This is a genomic window from Capnocytophaga sp. H2931 (assembly GCF_002302535.1).
In the GTDB taxonomy this organism is placed as follows: domain Bacteria; phylum Bacteroidota; class Bacteroidia; order Flavobacteriales; family Flavobacteriaceae; genus Capnocytophaga; species Capnocytophaga canis.
In genome coordinates this window covers 1,930,139-1,944,692 of record NZ_CP022381.1, presented here as the reverse complement: position 1 = coordinate 1,944,692, position 14,554 = coordinate 1,930,139, and the positions used below count along the sequence as shown (strand labels likewise).

Annotated in this window: 18 protein-coding genes; 7 read left to right on the top strand and 11 right to left on the bottom strand. The window is 33.6% G+C overall.

What is annotated here, in order from left to right; all coding sequences use genetic code 11:
• Nucleotides 1-10 precede the first annotated feature (10 nt).
• Nucleotides 11-763 carry a DUF6261 family protein gene (locus tag CGC52_RS08285; protein WP_095894074.1) on the top strand — a complete coding sequence of 251 codons (753 nt, stop codon included), beginning with the start codon at nt 11-13 and terminating at the stop codon, nt 761-763.
• 103 nt (nt 764-866) lie between these two features.
• On the opposite strand, the gene CGC52_RS08280 is transcribed toward CGC52_RS08285, so the two are convergent.
• Both CGC52_RS08280 and CGC52_RS08275 read right to left on the bottom strand, forming a co-directional pair.
• The gene (locus CGC52_RS08280; protein ID WP_042347530.1) at nt 867-1,595 is read right to left on the bottom strand and encodes a biotin--[acetyl-CoA-carboxylase] ligase; all 729 of its coding nucleotides are present in this window, start codon (nt 1,593-1,595) and stop codon (nt 867-869) included.
• An 87-nt stretch (nt 1,596-1,682) separates the two neighbouring features.
• Nucleotides 1,683-2,660 carry a pyruvate dehydrogenase complex E1 component subunit beta gene (locus CGC52_RS08275; RefSeq protein WP_042007884.1) on the bottom strand — a complete coding sequence of 326 codons (978 nt, stop codon included), beginning with the start codon at nt 2,658-2,660 and terminating at the stop codon, nt 1,683-1,685.
• Nucleotides 2,661-2,959: 299 nt separating this feature from the next.
• Between CGC52_RS08275 and hemC the strand changes: the two genes are divergently transcribed.
• From hemC to rsgA, 6 genes are all read left to right on the top strand, one after another.
• Nucleotides 2,960-3,865, top strand: a complete 906-nt coding sequence (gene hemC, locus CGC52_RS08270) for a hydroxymethylbilane synthase (RefSeq protein WP_095894073.1) — start codon at nt 2,960-2,962, stop codon at nt 3,863-3,865.
• Nucleotides 3,866-3,909: 44 nt separating this feature from the next.
• Complete coding sequence (locus tag CGC52_RS08265) at nt 3,910-4,941, top strand: hypothetical protein (RefSeq protein ID WP_095894072.1); 1,032 nt, start codon at nt 3,910-3,912, stop codon at nt 4,939-4,941.
• 84 nt (nt 4,942-5,025) lie between these two features.
• Entirely contained in the window at nt 5,026-5,259 is a 234-nt protein-coding gene (gene rpmB, locus CGC52_RS08260) for a 50S ribosomal protein L28 (RefSeq protein ID WP_042007881.1), read from the top strand.
• Nucleotides 5,260-5,295: 36 nt separating this feature from the next.
• Entirely contained in the window at nt 5,296-5,478 is a 183-nt protein-coding gene (gene rpmG, locus CGC52_RS08255) for a 50S ribosomal protein L33 (RefSeq protein WP_042007879.1), read from the top strand.
• Between the two features lie 9 nt (nt 5,479-5,487).
• Nucleotides 5,488-5,640 (top strand): DUF4295 domain-containing protein, encoded by a 153-nt coding sequence (locus tag CGC52_RS08250; protein WP_064504531.1) that lies wholly within the window; start codon nt 5,488-5,490, stop codon nt 5,638-5,640.
• Between the two features lie 215 nt (nt 5,641-5,855).
• A complete protein-coding gene (rsgA, locus tag CGC52_RS08245; RefSeq protein WP_095894071.1) occupies nt 5,856-6,800 on the top strand; it encodes a ribosome small subunit-dependent GTPase A in 945 nt (314 codons plus the stop codon).
• Between the two features lie 549 nt (nt 6,801-7,349).
• On the opposite strand, the gene CGC52_RS08240 is transcribed toward rsgA, so the two are convergent.
• The 9 genes from CGC52_RS08240 to CGC52_RS08200 all read right to left on the bottom strand — a co-directional run bounded on the left by CGC52_RS08240 (nt 7,350) and on the right by CGC52_RS08200 (nt 14,202).
• The gene (locus CGC52_RS08240; protein WP_095894070.1) at nt 7,350-9,269 is read right to left on the bottom strand and encodes a hypothetical protein; all 1,920 of its coding nucleotides are present in this window, start codon (nt 9,267-9,269) and stop codon (nt 7,350-7,352) included.
• A gap of 272 nt (nt 9,270-9,541) precedes the next feature.
• The gene (locus CGC52_RS08235) at nt 9,542-10,081 is read right to left on the bottom strand and encodes a hypothetical protein (protein ID WP_095894069.1); all 540 of its coding nucleotides are present in this window, start codon (nt 10,079-10,081) and stop codon (nt 9,542-9,544) included.
• A gap of 15 nt (nt 10,082-10,096) precedes the next feature.
• Entirely contained in the window at nt 10,097-10,375 is a 279-nt protein-coding gene (locus CGC52_RS08230) for a hypothetical protein (RefSeq protein WP_095894068.1), read from the bottom strand.
• A 72-nt stretch (nt 10,376-10,447) separates the two neighbouring features.
• Nucleotides 10,448-10,792, bottom strand: a complete 345-nt coding sequence (locus tag CGC52_RS08225) for a hypothetical protein (RefSeq protein ID WP_095894067.1) — start codon at nt 10,790-10,792, stop codon at nt 10,448-10,450.
• Nucleotides 10,793-10,882: 90 nt separating this feature from the next.
• Entirely contained in the window at nt 10,883-11,155 is a 273-nt protein-coding gene (locus CGC52_RS08220) for a hypothetical protein (RefSeq protein WP_157909129.1), read from the bottom strand.
• Between the two features lie 33 nt (nt 11,156-11,188).
• Complete coding sequence (locus tag CGC52_RS08215) at nt 11,189-12,265, bottom strand: hypothetical protein (RefSeq protein ID WP_157909128.1); 1,077 nt, start codon at nt 12,263-12,265, stop codon at nt 11,189-11,191.
• 136 nt (nt 12,266-12,401) lie between these two features.
• A complete protein-coding gene (locus tag CGC52_RS08210; RefSeq protein ID WP_157909127.1) occupies nt 12,402-12,641 on the bottom strand; it encodes an NVEALA domain-containing protein in 240 nt (79 codons plus the stop codon).
• A gap of 14 nt (nt 12,642-12,655) precedes the next feature.
• The gene (locus CGC52_RS08205; protein WP_095894063.1) at nt 12,656-13,717 is read right to left on the bottom strand and encodes a 6-bladed beta-propeller; all 1,062 of its coding nucleotides are present in this window, start codon (nt 13,715-13,717) and stop codon (nt 12,656-12,658) included.
• A gap of 140 nt (nt 13,718-13,857) precedes the next feature.
• A complete protein-coding gene (locus tag CGC52_RS08200) occupies nt 13,858-14,202 on the bottom strand; it encodes an NVEALA domain-containing protein (RefSeq protein WP_095894062.1) in 345 nt (114 codons plus the stop codon).
• Between the last annotated feature and the right edge of the window lie 352 nt (nt 14,203-14,554).

Here is a 14,554-nt window from a genome sequence, read left to right as displayed (position 1 = left end):
CACTTACACTATGAACAAATTACATTCACACGTTCGCACTACCGAAATCGATGATGTTTCTGACTTACTTTTGGTGTTGTATCGCAAAGAAACTGCCTTGCAGGAAGAGGCTTTTTTGAAATCCACTTTTGCCGAAATCGAAACGCTTTCCCACGAAATTACCGAAGCTATCAAACGCGATGTGTCGCTCTCCAAACAGGAAGAAGCCGACTTGCGTAGGGATAATTTGGTGCGGTCACTCAATGCGGCATTGCTCGGTTATTGTGCGTTGCCTATCCCTCAGTTGAAAGAAAACGGCGAGAAATTGTTCGCTGTCTTCTCCAAATATGGGGTGAAAATCACGAAAGAGGCGTACGCTGTCGAATCATCGCTTATTGAATCGTTGTTAAAGGATTTGTCTGCCCCCGAGTTGGAGTCGGCAATTGCGTCGCTTCAGGGGATAAAAGAAATCATTTCGCAACTTCGCAATGAACAAACTGCCTTTACAGAGCTTCGTGCCGAGTATGAAAAAAGTATTTCCGAGCAGAAAAACACTCCTTCTGCCTCATCACTGAAAAAACCGCTGCTCGAAGCCATCAATGGGAAACTCATTCCGTATCTTATCGCAATGAAAATCGCTAACCCTACGCAATATAGTTCCCTTGCCAACGCTGTGGAACAAGTGATTGACACAACCAACAGTACTATAAAACGAAGAAACAATCAGGGAAAAGGAGATAGTGAAACTAAAAAGGAAAAGGAAAAAGACAAGTTATCTCAGTGAAATAAATGCCTAAAAGGGAGAAAAATATATTTCGTAACTTTAGGCATTTTTCTTAAGCAACACGTTGTATAAATCTAAATTATGAAGCAGATGAAAAAACGGACTAATATAACAACTGTACCTCTTTGAGTGAAAAATGTTTTTCACCCTCTTCGGTTTCAACTACCAACTCTCCAGATGGCAATACCCTACGGACGATACCCGAAAAATCACTTCCCTGTTGCGGACGAAATGCCGAAACTTCGTTTAATCGAAACAAATGGCTTCTGTACGCTGGGTACAACTCCTGAAAAGAGAAGTCTATCTGAGAAAACGTTTGCTGTAAATTAACTACAATTTTATTTATAATTTCCTCTATATCAAAACTTTTACCTGTTTCATTTTTCAATGAACTAGCTTTCGGAAGTCCTTCAAAATTAGTTTGGTTCACATTCAATCCAATACCTATGATACTTTTTTCTATTTTACCACCACGTATGATGTTTTCAATAAGTACGCCTCCAATTTTGTATTTATTCGATAAAATATCATTCGGCCATTTGATGTGTAAATTCGGAACACCTAAAGATTTTAGTGTAGTTACAATGGCAATTGATGTAAGCATGTTCAAAACAAAATATCGTTCCAAATCGAAATTTTCATGTATGTATAACACGCTAAAAGTCAAATTCTTGTAGGGTTCAGCCATCCATTTGGCTCCATACTGCCCGACTCCCTGCGTTTGATTCGGAGTCCAAACAGTCAAAAAATTAGACAATCCCTCTCCCGAATTGACCATTTTTTTCAAGAAAACATTTGTCGAATCTACGGAAGCTAACTTGATAATCTTCATAGTAATACAACCAAAAAAAATCTTTGTAAGGAACTCTTACAAAGATTTTTAAGTAACTTAAAATTTAATTTATTATGAGAAAAAGTTTTATTTATACATTACTTTATGTACTGCCTTCACCACATCGTTTGCATTCGGCAACCATTCTTTCAACAAAGCAGGTGAATAAGGGGCGGGAGCATCAGCCGTTGTGATTCGCTGAATAGGAGCGTCTAAGAAATCAAACACATTTTCTTGCACTTGGTAAGTAATTTCTGAAGCCACACTCGCGAAAGGCCAAGCTTCTTCCAAAATCACCAAGCGATTGGTTTTTTTCACAGAATTAAAGATAGCCTCTTTATCCATTGGACGTACGGTACGCAAATCAATAATTTCACATTCAATGCCTTCTTTTGCCAAAATATCGGCTGCAACAAACGCCTCTTTAATAATTTTCCCGAAAGAAACGATAGTTACATCTTTCCCTTCTCGTTTTACATCAGCAACACCTAATGGCAATACATACTCACCTTCAGGAACTTCACCTTTATCTCCGTACATTTGCTCTGACTCCATAAAAATCACTGGGTCGTTATCACGGATAGCAGCTTTCAACAAACCTTTGGCATCATAGGGCGTTGAAGGCACAACTACTTTCAGTCCTGGAGTGTTTGCAAACCAATTTTCAAACGCCTGTGAGTGCGTTGCTCCTAATTGTCCTGCAGAAGCCGTTGGCCCACGAAAAACAATCGGGATATTGAATTGACCGCCCGACATCTGGCGCATTTTAGCAGCGTTATTGATAATTTGGTCTATAGCCACCAACGAGAAGTTAAAAGTCATAAACTCCACTATGGGTCTATTTCCATTCATGGCCGCTCCCACGGAAATCCCAGCAAAACCAGCCTCCGCAATTGGAGTATCAATAACACGCTTGGGGCCAAACTCATCTAACATTCCTTTTGATGCTTTATAAGCTCCATTATATTCGGCAACCTCTTCCCCCATTAAGTAAATTGATTCATCGCGACGCATTTCCTCGCTCATCGCCTCACAAATAGCTTCTCTGAATTGTATTGTTCTCATTTTTATATGAATATTTAACCATAGTTGTGAAAGGCACAAAAATACACATATTTATTGAATTTTACATCGATGTTTATTTTTTTTTCGAATTTATATTTTTAATAAAAACGCCAATAATTGACTATCAACGATTTAAATATTTATTCATAATATTACTTTTGACGCTTAAGTCTTCTTTTTTTGAGCACAAAGTTTTCAAGCAGACAAACCTTATTTTCATGTAAAGAGGCACTCTATCAAAATGTGATGATTATCCCAAAAGTTTTATTATTTTTGTCAGCAAAATTAGAACCATTGTAATGAGCAAAAAAATACGGATAGGGAGTCGAGACAGCGAACTTGCTCTGTGGCAAGCACGTTTAGTAGAAAACAAACTAAACACCTTAAACTATGAAACTGAGATTGTTGCTGTAAAATCAGAGGGAGATTTAATATTAGACAAACCTCTGTATGAAATGGGAATCACAGGTATTTTTACGAAAACCTTAGATATAGCCATGTTAAAAAAGCAGGTCGACATTGCAGTACATAGCATGAAAGATGTGCCGACCGCACTCCCCAAAGGAATTGTACAAAAAGCAGTATTGAAACGTGCTAATGTACATGATATTCTGGTTTTTAAAGAAAATACATTGTTTTTAGAAAATCCCGAAGCTACAATTGCCACGGGCAGTTTACGCCGTAAGGCACAGTGGTTACATCGCTTCCCTACACATGAAGTAGTAAACCTACGTGGAAATGTAAACACTCGATTACAAAAATTGAATGACAACAATTGGAACGGAGCTATTTTTGCTTCTGCAGGATTGGAACGTATTGACAAAAAACCTGAAAATCACGTCGTTTTGGATTGGATGATTCCCGCCCCTGCACAAGGAGCTATGGTGGTAGTTGTCAACGAAGACGATTCTTTTTCATGCGAAGCAGTTGCCAAATTAAATGATCGAGAAACCGATATTTGCACCCACATCGAACGACAATTTTTACGCGTTTTAGAAGGCGGATGTACCGCTCCCATAGGAGCTTTTGCTCATTTTGAAGGAAACAAAATCATGTTTCAAGGAGCGTTGTTTTCATTGGACGGCAAACAAAAAATCAGCGTTTCAAAAGCCATATCAGAAACTGATTTCCACGAATTTGGAAAACAATGCGCTGAAGAAATACTCAGTAAAGGCGGAGCTGAGATAATAAAAACATTACGCTAAAGAACAAGTAGAGCATTATAATCACGGAATATTAAACCTTACAAATGAAGAAATTTTTACATGCTATATGTTGTATGATTTTGATAAGTTGTCAAAATCAAAACAATGACTTACAAGGAATTGAAATCAAAGAAAGACACACGTTTTCTTTGGAGGGGAAAAGTGTCCGAGCTATGGTTCTCTTGGATAAAAATATTGGGTTTGCAGGTTCAGAGGGTGTGTTGGGTTTCATAAACACCCAAAACCTCACGATGGAAAAAACGGATTTTTTAGATGTAGAGTATCGTTCGGTAGCAGCTACGACAAATGATTTTTATATGCTTTCGGTAGGCAGCCCTGCAATGCTTTTCAGCACACAATCGGATGGCTTCAAAAAAATGTATGAAGAAACTCATGAGAAAGCTTTCTACGACAGTATGTTATTCCTTGACAATCAGTTTGGAATTGCGGTTGGTGACCCCACTGATGATTGCATGTCTGTACTCACAACCCACGATGGAGGAAAAACATGGCAAAAAAAATCATGTGATCAAGCTCCAAAATTAGCAGTAGGTGAGGCTTTATTTGCCGCAAGTAATTCCAATATCGCCAATGTGGAGAACCTGATTTGGGTAATTACCGGAGGTTCAAAGAGTCGTATATTTTCATCGGAAGACAAGGGAGTCACTTGGAAATCAACAAACCTGCCGATTGTACAGGGAACCCCCTCACAGGGAGCCTTTTCGGTAAGCTTTTACGACAAAAATAATGGAATTGTAATGGGAGGAGATTATAAAAATCCAACATTAAAAGCAAAAAGTGGAGCTATTACCACGGATGGCGGAAAAACGTGGCAAGTAATTGACGAAACTTCCTCTCCTGGGTACATAAGTTGTGTGCGATATATCCCAAACAGTGAAGGTAAGGGACTTGTAGCTACTTCATCCAGCAACGGAATTTGGTCGTCAGTCGATAGCGGGAAAACTTGGAAAAAAATATCAGAAAAAGGATATCACAGTCTGTTATTCGTTGATGAAAACACTTTGGTGGCTTCAGGGAATGAAGAAATCACCCTATTCAAGTACAAAAAATATTGAAAATAATTTGGCAGATTAAAAAAAAGTCCGTTAATTTGCACCCTGATTTTAATAGTAAGGACAATACAATAATAATAGAGAAAAATGGCAAGAGTTTGTGAACTAACAGGAAAAAAAGCATTGGTGGGGAATAATGTATCTCACGCAATGAACAAAACAAAACGTAAATTCAACGTAAATTTAAGAACAAAACGTTTTTACATTCCTGAAGAGGATCGTTGGATTACATTGAAAGTGTCAACATCTGCTATCAAAACCATCAACAAAAAAGGGATTTCAGCAGTTTTAAGAGAAGTAGAACGTAACGGATACATTTAATAGTGTGTCGTTTTAACATATAAAACATACAGTACAATGGCTAAAAAAGGTAATAGAATACAGGTAATTATGGAATGTACAGAGCATAAAGAGTCAGGTATGCCAGGTACGTCTCGTTACATTACAACAAAGAATAAGAAAAACACACCTGATAGATTAGAACTTAAAAAATTCAATCCTATCTTGAAAAGGGTAACTGTTCATAAAGAAATTAAATAATAAGGGGTTATGGCAAAGAAAACAGTAGCAACATTACAGGGAAAATCAAAAAAATTAACTAAAGCCATTAAAATGGTAAAATCTCCTAAGACAGGTGCTTACACTTTCGTTGAAAGCGTTATGGCTCCTGAGTTGGTTGACGATTTTTTAAAGAAAAAATAATTATTTTCTCTATTTATCATAATGAAAGCTGTCGTGAGACGGCTTTTTTTATTTTATATATTTGGTCATAATATAATACAGCAAACAAAACAACAGTAGTTCACAAAATTTGAAAACTGTAGGATTTGTAGAAAAAGTAAGTTATCAAGAATATATGTAAAACTAAAATATAATCCTTATTTTTGTCAGCAAAAAATACAGTAAGTAGATTAAAAATGAATGGAGTTGTTTATAAATCAACAGGTAGTTGGTATTCAGTGAAAGCAGAGGACGGTGTATTTTACCAATGTCGTATCAAAGGAAGATTCCGTATTAAAGATATCAAAAACACAAATCCCATCGCGGTTGGCGATAGCGTTAGTTTTGAACTTGAAAAATCGGGTAACGGCGTTATTTTCGACATCCATGAACGAAAAAACTACATCATCCGTAAATCTGTAAACCTGTCTAAACAAACACATATCATCGCATCCAATATTGACATTGCTTTTTTGGTGGTAACCCTAAATAATCCTCCTACTCTCACCGCTTTTATTGACCGATTTTTGGTTACAGCAGAAGCATATAGCATACGTACAATATTGCTATTCAATAAGATAGACACTTACACCCCAGAAGAACTTGACGAAGTAAAATATTTAGCAGCCACTTACCGACAAATAGGCTATGAATGCCTTGGAATTTCGGCAATTACTCATAAAAACATCGACAAACTCAAGGAGTTAATGCAAAATAATACCTGTGTGATTTCAGGGCATTCAGGGGTAGGAAAAAGTACACTCATCAATGCCATTGCACCCGAACTAAATTTGAAAACGGCATCTCTTTCGGTGCAATTTCAGCAAGGACAACATACTACCACATTTGCTCAAATGTACGATTTGGATTTTGGAGGAAGAATCATTGACACTCCTGGCATCAAGGGATTTGGAATGGTTGACATTGAAAAAGAAGAACTTACAGATTATTTTCCTGAGTTTTTCAGATTAAAATCGGAATGCAAATTCAATAACTGTTTACATATTGATGAACCTAAATGTGCTGTGAAAACTGCTCTGGAAAAAGACCTAATCTCATGGTCTCGCTACAAAAATTATCTACAGATACTCAAAGGAGAAGAAGAACACTATCGCACTGATGAGGGAGAGGAGGAGTCTTAACACTACCCTTTCTCCTACTCTTCTCTACTAAAAACCTTTTTATATCATACAGCTATTATTTTGCTTAATTTTCCTAAAAAAGTTGTGAAGCTTCATTATTTTTGGTAATTTCGGGCAAAATATTCTATCTTTTTTTGAAAAAAATATTATTATTTTCACTCATAACAGTGATAATCAGTATAGTAAAATTAGAAAATTATCAAAATACTTACTACTTTGTTTTCAAAAAGTCAAGGCAATTCAATATATAAAAGTTATGGTTTTAAAACGTATCCTATTTTCTGCAATATTTCTTTCAATATTTACATTGACATTTTTATATCTTAGTGACATTTTTTATAGTAGAACATTAATTAGCCTGTTTATTATTGTTTATCTTGGGATATATTTGTATTTATGGTGGTTTAATAAGAGAAAAGAAATGTATATATCTCTAATAGCAATATTCTATCTATCTTGGTTGGCAACCAGATGAATGTTTCTCTGACTGTCTATTTTCTTATATCATCATACTTTTTACAGCACAGCCAAAAAAGATACAACTAATAATTATTTCCCATATTCTTCAAAAGTTGGAAAAACTTGCCTTCCATTTTCGTATGTAAAAATTTGTTCTTCTTTTCCCCTCGTTTTATTCTTTAACCACAACACAGCATTTTTAGGAGCTTTATAATATAATACAGGCTCTTTGGTTGCCTTTTGCTCTCCAAGTGAAATCCATCCTTTTTCTCCGCTGTTATAGAAAAGTTCATAAATATCACCCTCCTTAATGAAATTATCATCATTGCGAGGGATAATTTGTATAGTTTTTATCACTTGTTTTTTTCTTGATTCAAAAAAAATACTATTTCCCCAAGAGGCTGTTTCAAAAAAAGATACTGGATTGTTGTCATAGCAATTTTCAGGTTTATAAAGGTCTATGCTCCTTGTAGGCTTACCATCACAATAAATTGTATCAAATTTTATTTTATTATCTTTATCATCAAAAAAATGAATTTCGGCCAATTGCAGACGTTTGTTTGCAGGTGCTTGATACCGAATACGTTGATATCCCGCAACTGAATTGATATTAATTGTTTCCACTTGTTTTATATCAGGAATGTGTACCTCACAAAGGGTATTTTCTCTTGTTGAGTTTTGAGGATTTGAACCTTTTATTTTTACGCCATTCATATGATCAATAAACTGCAATAAGTTTGCCTTTCGCATAGAATATTTTCTTGTTAGGGCTATTTCTTGTTTTTCATTTTCGGGAGTAAAAATATGAACTTTATCCTTTTTATACATAAAAGGGTATGTGATAGGAATCAACATATTATTTTTATAAGTTAATGGCTGATAAATCACGAAAGGCTCTATGCTTTCAAAATGAATAGCTTCTTTTTCTATTTTTCCTTGTCCGACAACAAACCAGCCATTTCTAGCAGTAAAAACTCCAATAAAAGTATTTTCAATATTTCCTTTGAAAGGAATAGAAACTTCATTTTTTCCAAAATATTCACTGGTAACATCTTTCATAAAAGGCTTCTGCAAGGACAAAGGAAGTTTTTTTATTTCTTTTACTGGAGATTGCAGTCCATAAGTCATCCGAAAAACTTTTCCTTTTTTACGTTTGTCGGTAAAATTTTCATCGCGAACAGCATTAAATTGCTCGTACCAAAAAGGCAAGTATTTTCCTGTAGTATCACGTACTACATTCCATTCATGATCTATTTGATATTCAGGAGAATACGGATACATATCAGTTGTCACTGGAATCCCCACTGCACGCATTACGTAAGTAGCTATATCACAAGCGTCTCGACAAGTACCAATTCTATTTTTAAACTGAAATTCAGCACCTTGTCGAGGAGTTCCAAAATCTGGGAAATAATAAAATTTTTCTGTTTTTAAATAATCAGACAGAATATTACAAGCTTCAACAACATCGGCTCCTTGATAAAGAGAATCTAAAATAGGAGTATATTTTTCGTAATACTTTTTACGCCAATTTGTTAAGGGTTCTTCTGCAATGCGGTAAGGAAGAATAAGTTCACAAAAATCTTCAAAAGAAAGATGCCTGTTCCAAGATCTTTCTTTCCAAACTTTAAAGGCATAATCAATGTTTTCGATGAGTAAATTTGCTTTGATTTCTTTGATGTCTTGTTTTATGGTAGGCGATGAAGTTCGTTGAAAAAGAATACCTTTTTGACGTTCTTTATCTGAAAAATCCCATTTTTCAAAGATGTCTGTCAATAAAGCCTTGGTGCTATCTATTTCAGAACTGACTTGATACGAATAGTAAGGCATATTTTCAATCAAAAACACAGCAGATTTATATTTTAAACTGTCGTTTTTGTAATGATTGAGTACTTTTTCAAGTTCGAGTCGGTTATTTTCTGCTTGTTGCAGGGCAAATTCTAATTTTTCGTTTCTGGAAGAGCAGGAAAATAAGAAAAAGAGAGATGAAAATGTGATTAAGTATTTCATTTGTTTAATTCTATTTAAAAAATTGTATTTTATCTGCACAATAAAAAACAAAAGAATATAACTTTGAATGTAGCCCCTGACAACTGAATAAATGCTACACGCTGTCCGACATAAGTTACGGATTACAAGCGAGTAGCACTTTCCTAAGTAACCTCGGACTAAAACAAAGTCCGCAAAATCCACAATGAACAAACGGAAACAAAACAAAGCATTATGCATATTTAAAGATTTGTATTCCAGTTTTTTAAGATGTTATAAACACACCTTAAATCTCATTCCTTTTGAATTTCAGAAAAATAGAGTTCTTTGACTTTGGTGTTATAAATAGGGTTGCCTACAATCTTGACCCGATTTTTCTCATCTAGCAAGAAGTAATGAAAATTTTCATTGTCAGAAAAATTGTTTAGTTTATCTAATTTGTTTTCTTCATCAACTACCACAGGAAGGTCGAAACCCTCGTTACGGAGTATTATATCTATTTCGTTACGCTTTTTATCTGCGAAATAAAATATATAACTCAAATTGCTACCATTAGGTAAGGCGTTTAATTCTTTGATTAATAACTCCCACGCTCCTAACTTTAACTTGCAAGGAGTACAACCTGTAGAATCTACATAAATTAACATCTTGTGTTTGTAATCTTGATATTTACAAGGTACAGTATCTCCCGTAAATTTTGTAAAAATCATACTATCAGGAAATATGATTTCTTTTCCTCGCCATTTTAGTAATTCTTCTTCTATTTTATTTTTTGGATTTTCTTGGCAGGAAAAAAGTAATATAACAATAAACAAAGTAAATATTTTAGTCATAACGGGAATTAAATTCTATTTTAGCTCAATTTTTAGTAACTCCAATTCAAATTCGTCAGGATTCAAAGCTATCGCAAACAGTAAACTCTTATTCTCATTAACACAAAAATACGACACAGGAACGTCAAGTTCTATAATTTCTTTTAGTGTGCCGTCCCAAGCAAAGACATGAACACTCGGAAAAACCTTTCCTTGTCCAACTTCTTTCTCATTACCATCCCAGCATAAGGCATAAAGAAATTCGTTGGTAGGATAAACGTATGTATAATACAATTTTCCGTTTTCAATTTTCATATTTAAATCATCTATAACCTTGATTTTCTCTATATTTTCATCATAATTTGGGAAAATTACATGTTTAACAATTTACCCTTTGGAGGTAACAAAATCTATTTGTTTGAGATTATTATATGCAATCGCTATTGTATCTGATTTGGAGGCAAAACAAGCTCCGTACACATTATTCGTCAGATTGAATTTACTAAGATTTATTTTCGGATTTGGCACATAATAATTCTCTCCTCTTACGCTTCCCGTTTTCTTGTCGTAAAAAACCAATTGATTTTCACCCGTTAGATTGGCAATAATAAGACTATCGTTGTTCTTTAGAATATAGTTATAACCAAGTAGTTGCCTTGGGATTTTTTCAACGATTCTGTTTTCACATTTTTTACACCCTCCTAATAAACTATCTACATTTACTGCGTACAAATTATTAGTATCCCCTAAAGCAAAAGTTCTATAAGGAGTTGATAATCTATATTCTACTAAAAAACGAACTTCAGAAAAATCACAAGGTCCTCATCCTATTCTGCCTGTTTCTTTAACGAGTTTATTTGAGTTTATATCATACATTTTGATGAAATTCTCCTCTAAATCAGAGTCATACACAACAAGCAAAGAATCAATCAGCAAACATCCTTTGGGGTATAGAGGTTCATTATCAAAATCGATTTTATGGCTAATCCCTTTTTGAACCCTTACCTCTGAAAGATTAACTTTTTCTTGCTTAACATCAGAACAAGCTAAAAATACAAGAAAACAACACAAAAAACACATACAAACTCTACTCATGTCATATTTAGTTTATTAAAGGAATTATATTTGTTATTCTAAGCTGTATTTCATCAAAATATCCGAATCTTCTCCTTCGGTTAGGGTGTACAAAATACTATTTTTGGCATCCCAGCTCAAATTATAACAAGGCAATTCCAATTCAATGTCTTTAATATGATTTCCTTCCCAATCAAATACTTGGAAAATATCATTATGAGAAAAGGAATAGCCTTTGTAATTAATATACTCCCAATTTTTGTTAAACATCGCACTATTAAACATAACATAGATGTATTTATGGGTTGGAACAACAAATTTTACCCCATTAGGCTTGTCAATTTCTGTTTTCTCTATTTTAAAGTCCAATCCAACGGGATAATACAATGGTTTTTCAGACAAAAAACAATTTCTTTTACTTATTTTATTGTTATTTATGGTAAATATTTCTACATATCGTCCAAATCCACATGCATAAATAAAAATATTTTCCAAAGGATGCTTGTATATTGTGCTATTGGATGAATACACAAGCTGCTTTGTAATAATTTCTGCAGGTATATCGTCCTCTATCCAAAAATCCAGAGATGTATACTTTTGATTTTCAACATTATAAATAGATAGTATATTTTCATTTTCCGCATGTCCTCCTATGAGCAACATTTCATTCGAATTTAACAAAATACAAGAATTTTTGTACATAGAAGGTTTTACAATATCTTCACCTAAGCTCATCGTATATTTCTGCCACTTTTCTTTATTAAATATATCTTTTTTATTCGTTTTTATTCCTTTATTTTTGGTAAAGTCGTACAAACACAGGGTATCTCCACTATTTGACGTTAAGAACGGTGCATACAGGTCATTTTCTCCTTCTCCTTTGAAAATGAGAGTTTTTCTTTCTTTTAGCGCATTATTAGAAAAACGAAAATTTTCTATCAATCGAACATCTGTTTTTTCTAATTTTGAAAATAAAAAAAGGGAGTCCTCTGTAAAAAACAAACGATCTCCAATAAAGTCTCCTTTGATTCTTTCTCCTTTAATTTTTTCATTTATTTTCTTTTGTTTCTTTTCTTCACAAGAAACAACACCTATCAACAAGATAAGAATTATTAATACATTCTTCAGCATATTTTGTTCGTTATTATTAAGATTGTAAAAAAACTGTCCGAAAACCAAATTTTGATGATTTTTTAAGACTTGAAAATCAGATATTCAAAATTAAAATTTATTTTTTCAGACAGTTAATTTGATTAGTTAATAAATCTTATAGGCAAATAGGACATTTAATCAAACCTGAAACCGTTATCGTTATTGATGTCCCATTATATAATTTTTCGGGATAAGTACACGTCCCCTCTCCTATTTGACAAGGAATTGTTTTGGTACCTCCCGACTCCCCATCAGCTAATGCTTCCAAGTTAGCCAATGTCAAATCACTAAGCGCTGCGTTACTATTATTCACACTTCTGCTTATTCCGTAGCTCGTAACTAAAGCTACAACCACTGAGACAATTACGCTTAAAAATTTAATTTATAAACTTTTATTCGTTCTTGTTCATCTTCGTTTGAATTATCTACTTCTAAAAGATATGTATCACTTCCAAACAGAGCATACCTATGCGTACCTCTCTTTTTACTTTCTTTAATAGCCTTTATGTTTTCAACATTTGGATGTCTAAAATCACACAAATAGTATTTATCAAATCGTTGATCGGTTTCCATTTTCCTCTTTTGAAAATCGATAACATATTTACCTATTTCAGATTTGATATAAAAGTTATCACCCACTTTTAAGAGATTGTCCACAATACTATTCTCAGCCATGTAGGTTAAAACACCTTGTGGGTCTGTATTAAACATAGAATGTGCATCTTGAACTTTTTTTACAATAAATTCATCGTCTTCAAAAAAAGCATCCTTACTTAGAGAAAATGTTTTTAAATCTACGTGATAAAGAGATAATTCACTTGGTTTGGTAAAATAAAGATTTCCTCCCTCTACAATCATGTTAGGTTTAGAAGCTACTGATAAAAGGAGTAAATCCTCATCAGTCAACTCTCCTTGAATAGATTTTATAATTTTATCTTCTTTTAGTGAATAAATTTCAATTATTGCATCTTTCTGTCCGTCACTTTTATAAAAACACACACTATTTTCATCTAAAAGTTTAAAGTTTTTTATAGCTTTTCTATAATTAAGATTTTCTCTAATAAATCTTCCTTTTCTGTCATATTCAATTAGTTTAAGAGTACTTGAACACCAAATATAAATAGACTCATTGTAAATATTTATTAACGTAGGGGTTACATACTCTCCAGGTCCTTGTCCCATTCTATTGAAAACATTTAGCTGTTCCCCTGTTACAGTGTACTCTATGATATTATTATCGGCAAGTACAAAAAAAGAAGAATTGTCATAAAAGCTAAAATCCTTAATGTTACCTACCAAATTAATATTTTCTTGTAGGTTACATACATGTTCTTTCGTATCTTTTTTTTCTTGTGTAATAACCGTGATTTTCTTATTTTTTTCTTGGCAAGATAGAAGAAGTAGGAGAAATAATGGAATTATGTGTCTCATAAAGTTTTTTTTATGTAATTAATTTCACTTAGCTGTTCGTAACTATTTTATGTTTATCTTTTGCAATCGAAATCTATATGTGAATCAGATTAAAACGCACAATATATTGTTGATTTACACGCTATTGTGCTTTATTAAATTTATTTACTACTACATTTATAGCATCCTCCTGTCGTACAAGTCATTTTTGGAAAAGCAACATTCCCTATTTCTACAGTTACATGCCAAATAGGATCACTAAGTTTTGCTAATCCTCCACAACCCTCTTCATCAGCCAACGCTTCCAAATTAGCTAATGTCAAATCACTAAGTGCTGCGTTACTATTATTCACACCTCTGCTTATTCCGTAGCCCGCAACCAAAGCTACAACTGCTGTGGCAATTACGCCTTTTAAGAATTTGTTTAAGCAAAAGTAAACAACAAAACGAAATAAAACAAAAAAAATGTAAATTTGTTTTGTTATTTTTTTAAGAATACGCTCCATCTTTAGTTTTGCCCGTGCAAGAGTAATTAGATACCCAAATGAACCACGCTTTTCACGCTATATACTATTCGGGTACTACCCCCCAATAACGCGAATCTCCAGAGTTTTCCAAATGGTCTACTCCCATAAATTCACTCCCGTCCGAAGGTTTCTAATTTTCAGATGAGAGTGAATTTACTTTTTAGGTTAAATCTAAGACATAAGTATATAGTTTTTTTTCAAAAATTCTACGCTTTCCATTATTCACATCTCTAAAAAGCATCAATAATTACACGAAATCCATAGTTTATTTTGGTATTAAATCATTATATTCAAAACAAAAATGACTGAAAATAAACAAATTAAGTATTTT

What these genes read in the sequence shown, in the direction of transcription:
- CGC52_RS08285 (WP_095894074.1), top strand. Translation starts at nt 11, where the DNA reads ATGAACAAATTACATTCACACGTTCGCACTACCGAAATCGATGATGTT.
- CGC52_RS08280 (WP_042347530.1), bottom strand. Translation starts at nt 1,595, where the DNA reads ATGAAGATTATCAAGTTAGCTTCCGTAGATTCGACAAATGTTTTCTTG.
- CGC52_RS08275 (WP_042007884.1), bottom strand. Translation starts at nt 2,660, where the DNA reads ATGAGAACAATACAATTCAGAGAAGCTATTTGTGAGGCGATGAGCGAG.
- hemC (WP_095894073.1), top strand. Translation starts at nt 2,960, where the DNA reads ATGAGCAAAAAAATACGGATAGGGAGTCGAGACAGCGAACTTGCTCTG.
- CGC52_RS08265 (WP_095894072.1), top strand. Translation starts at nt 3,910, where the DNA reads ATGAAGAAATTTTTACATGCTATATGTTGTATGATTTTGATAAGTTGT.
- rpmB (WP_042007881.1), top strand. Translation starts at nt 5,026, where the DNA reads ATGGCAAGAGTTTGTGAACTAACAGGAAAAAAAGCATTGGTGGGGAAT.
- rpmG (WP_042007879.1), top strand. Translation starts at nt 5,296, where the DNA reads ATGGCTAAAAAAGGTAATAGAATACAGGTAATTATGGAATGTACAGAG.
- CGC52_RS08250 (WP_064504531.1), top strand. Translation starts at nt 5,488, where the DNA reads ATGGCAAAGAAAACAGTAGCAACATTACAGGGAAAATCAAAAAAATTA.
- rsgA (WP_095894071.1), top strand. Translation starts at nt 5,856, where the DNA reads ATGAATGGAGTTGTTTATAAATCAACAGGTAGTTGGTATTCAGTGAAA.
- CGC52_RS08240 (WP_095894070.1), bottom strand. Translation starts at nt 9,269, where the DNA reads ATGAAATACTTAATCACATTTTCATCTCTCTTTTTCTTATTTTCCTGC.
- CGC52_RS08235 (WP_095894069.1), bottom strand. Translation starts at nt 10,081, where the DNA reads ATGACTAAAATATTTACTTTGTTTATTGTTATATTACTTTTTTCCTGC.
- CGC52_RS08230 (WP_095894068.1), bottom strand. Translation starts at nt 10,375, where the DNA reads ATGAAAATTGAAAACGGAAAATTGTATTATACATACGTTTATCCTACC.
- CGC52_RS08220 (WP_157909129.1), bottom strand. Translation starts at nt 11,155, where the DNA reads ATGAGTAGAGTTTGTATGTGTTTTTTGTGTTGTTTTCTTGTATTTTTA.
- CGC52_RS08215 (WP_157909128.1), bottom strand. Translation starts at nt 12,265, where the DNA reads ATGCTGAAGAATGTATTAATAATTCTTATCTTGTTGATAGGTGTTGTT.
- CGC52_RS08205 (WP_095894063.1), bottom strand. Translation starts at nt 13,717, where the DNA reads ATGAGACACATAATTCCATTATTTCTCCTACTTCTTCTATCTTGCCAA.
- CGC52_RS08200 (WP_095894062.1), bottom strand. Translation starts at nt 14,202, where the DNA reads ATGGAGCGTATTCTTAAAAAAATAACAAAACAAATTTACATTTTTTTT.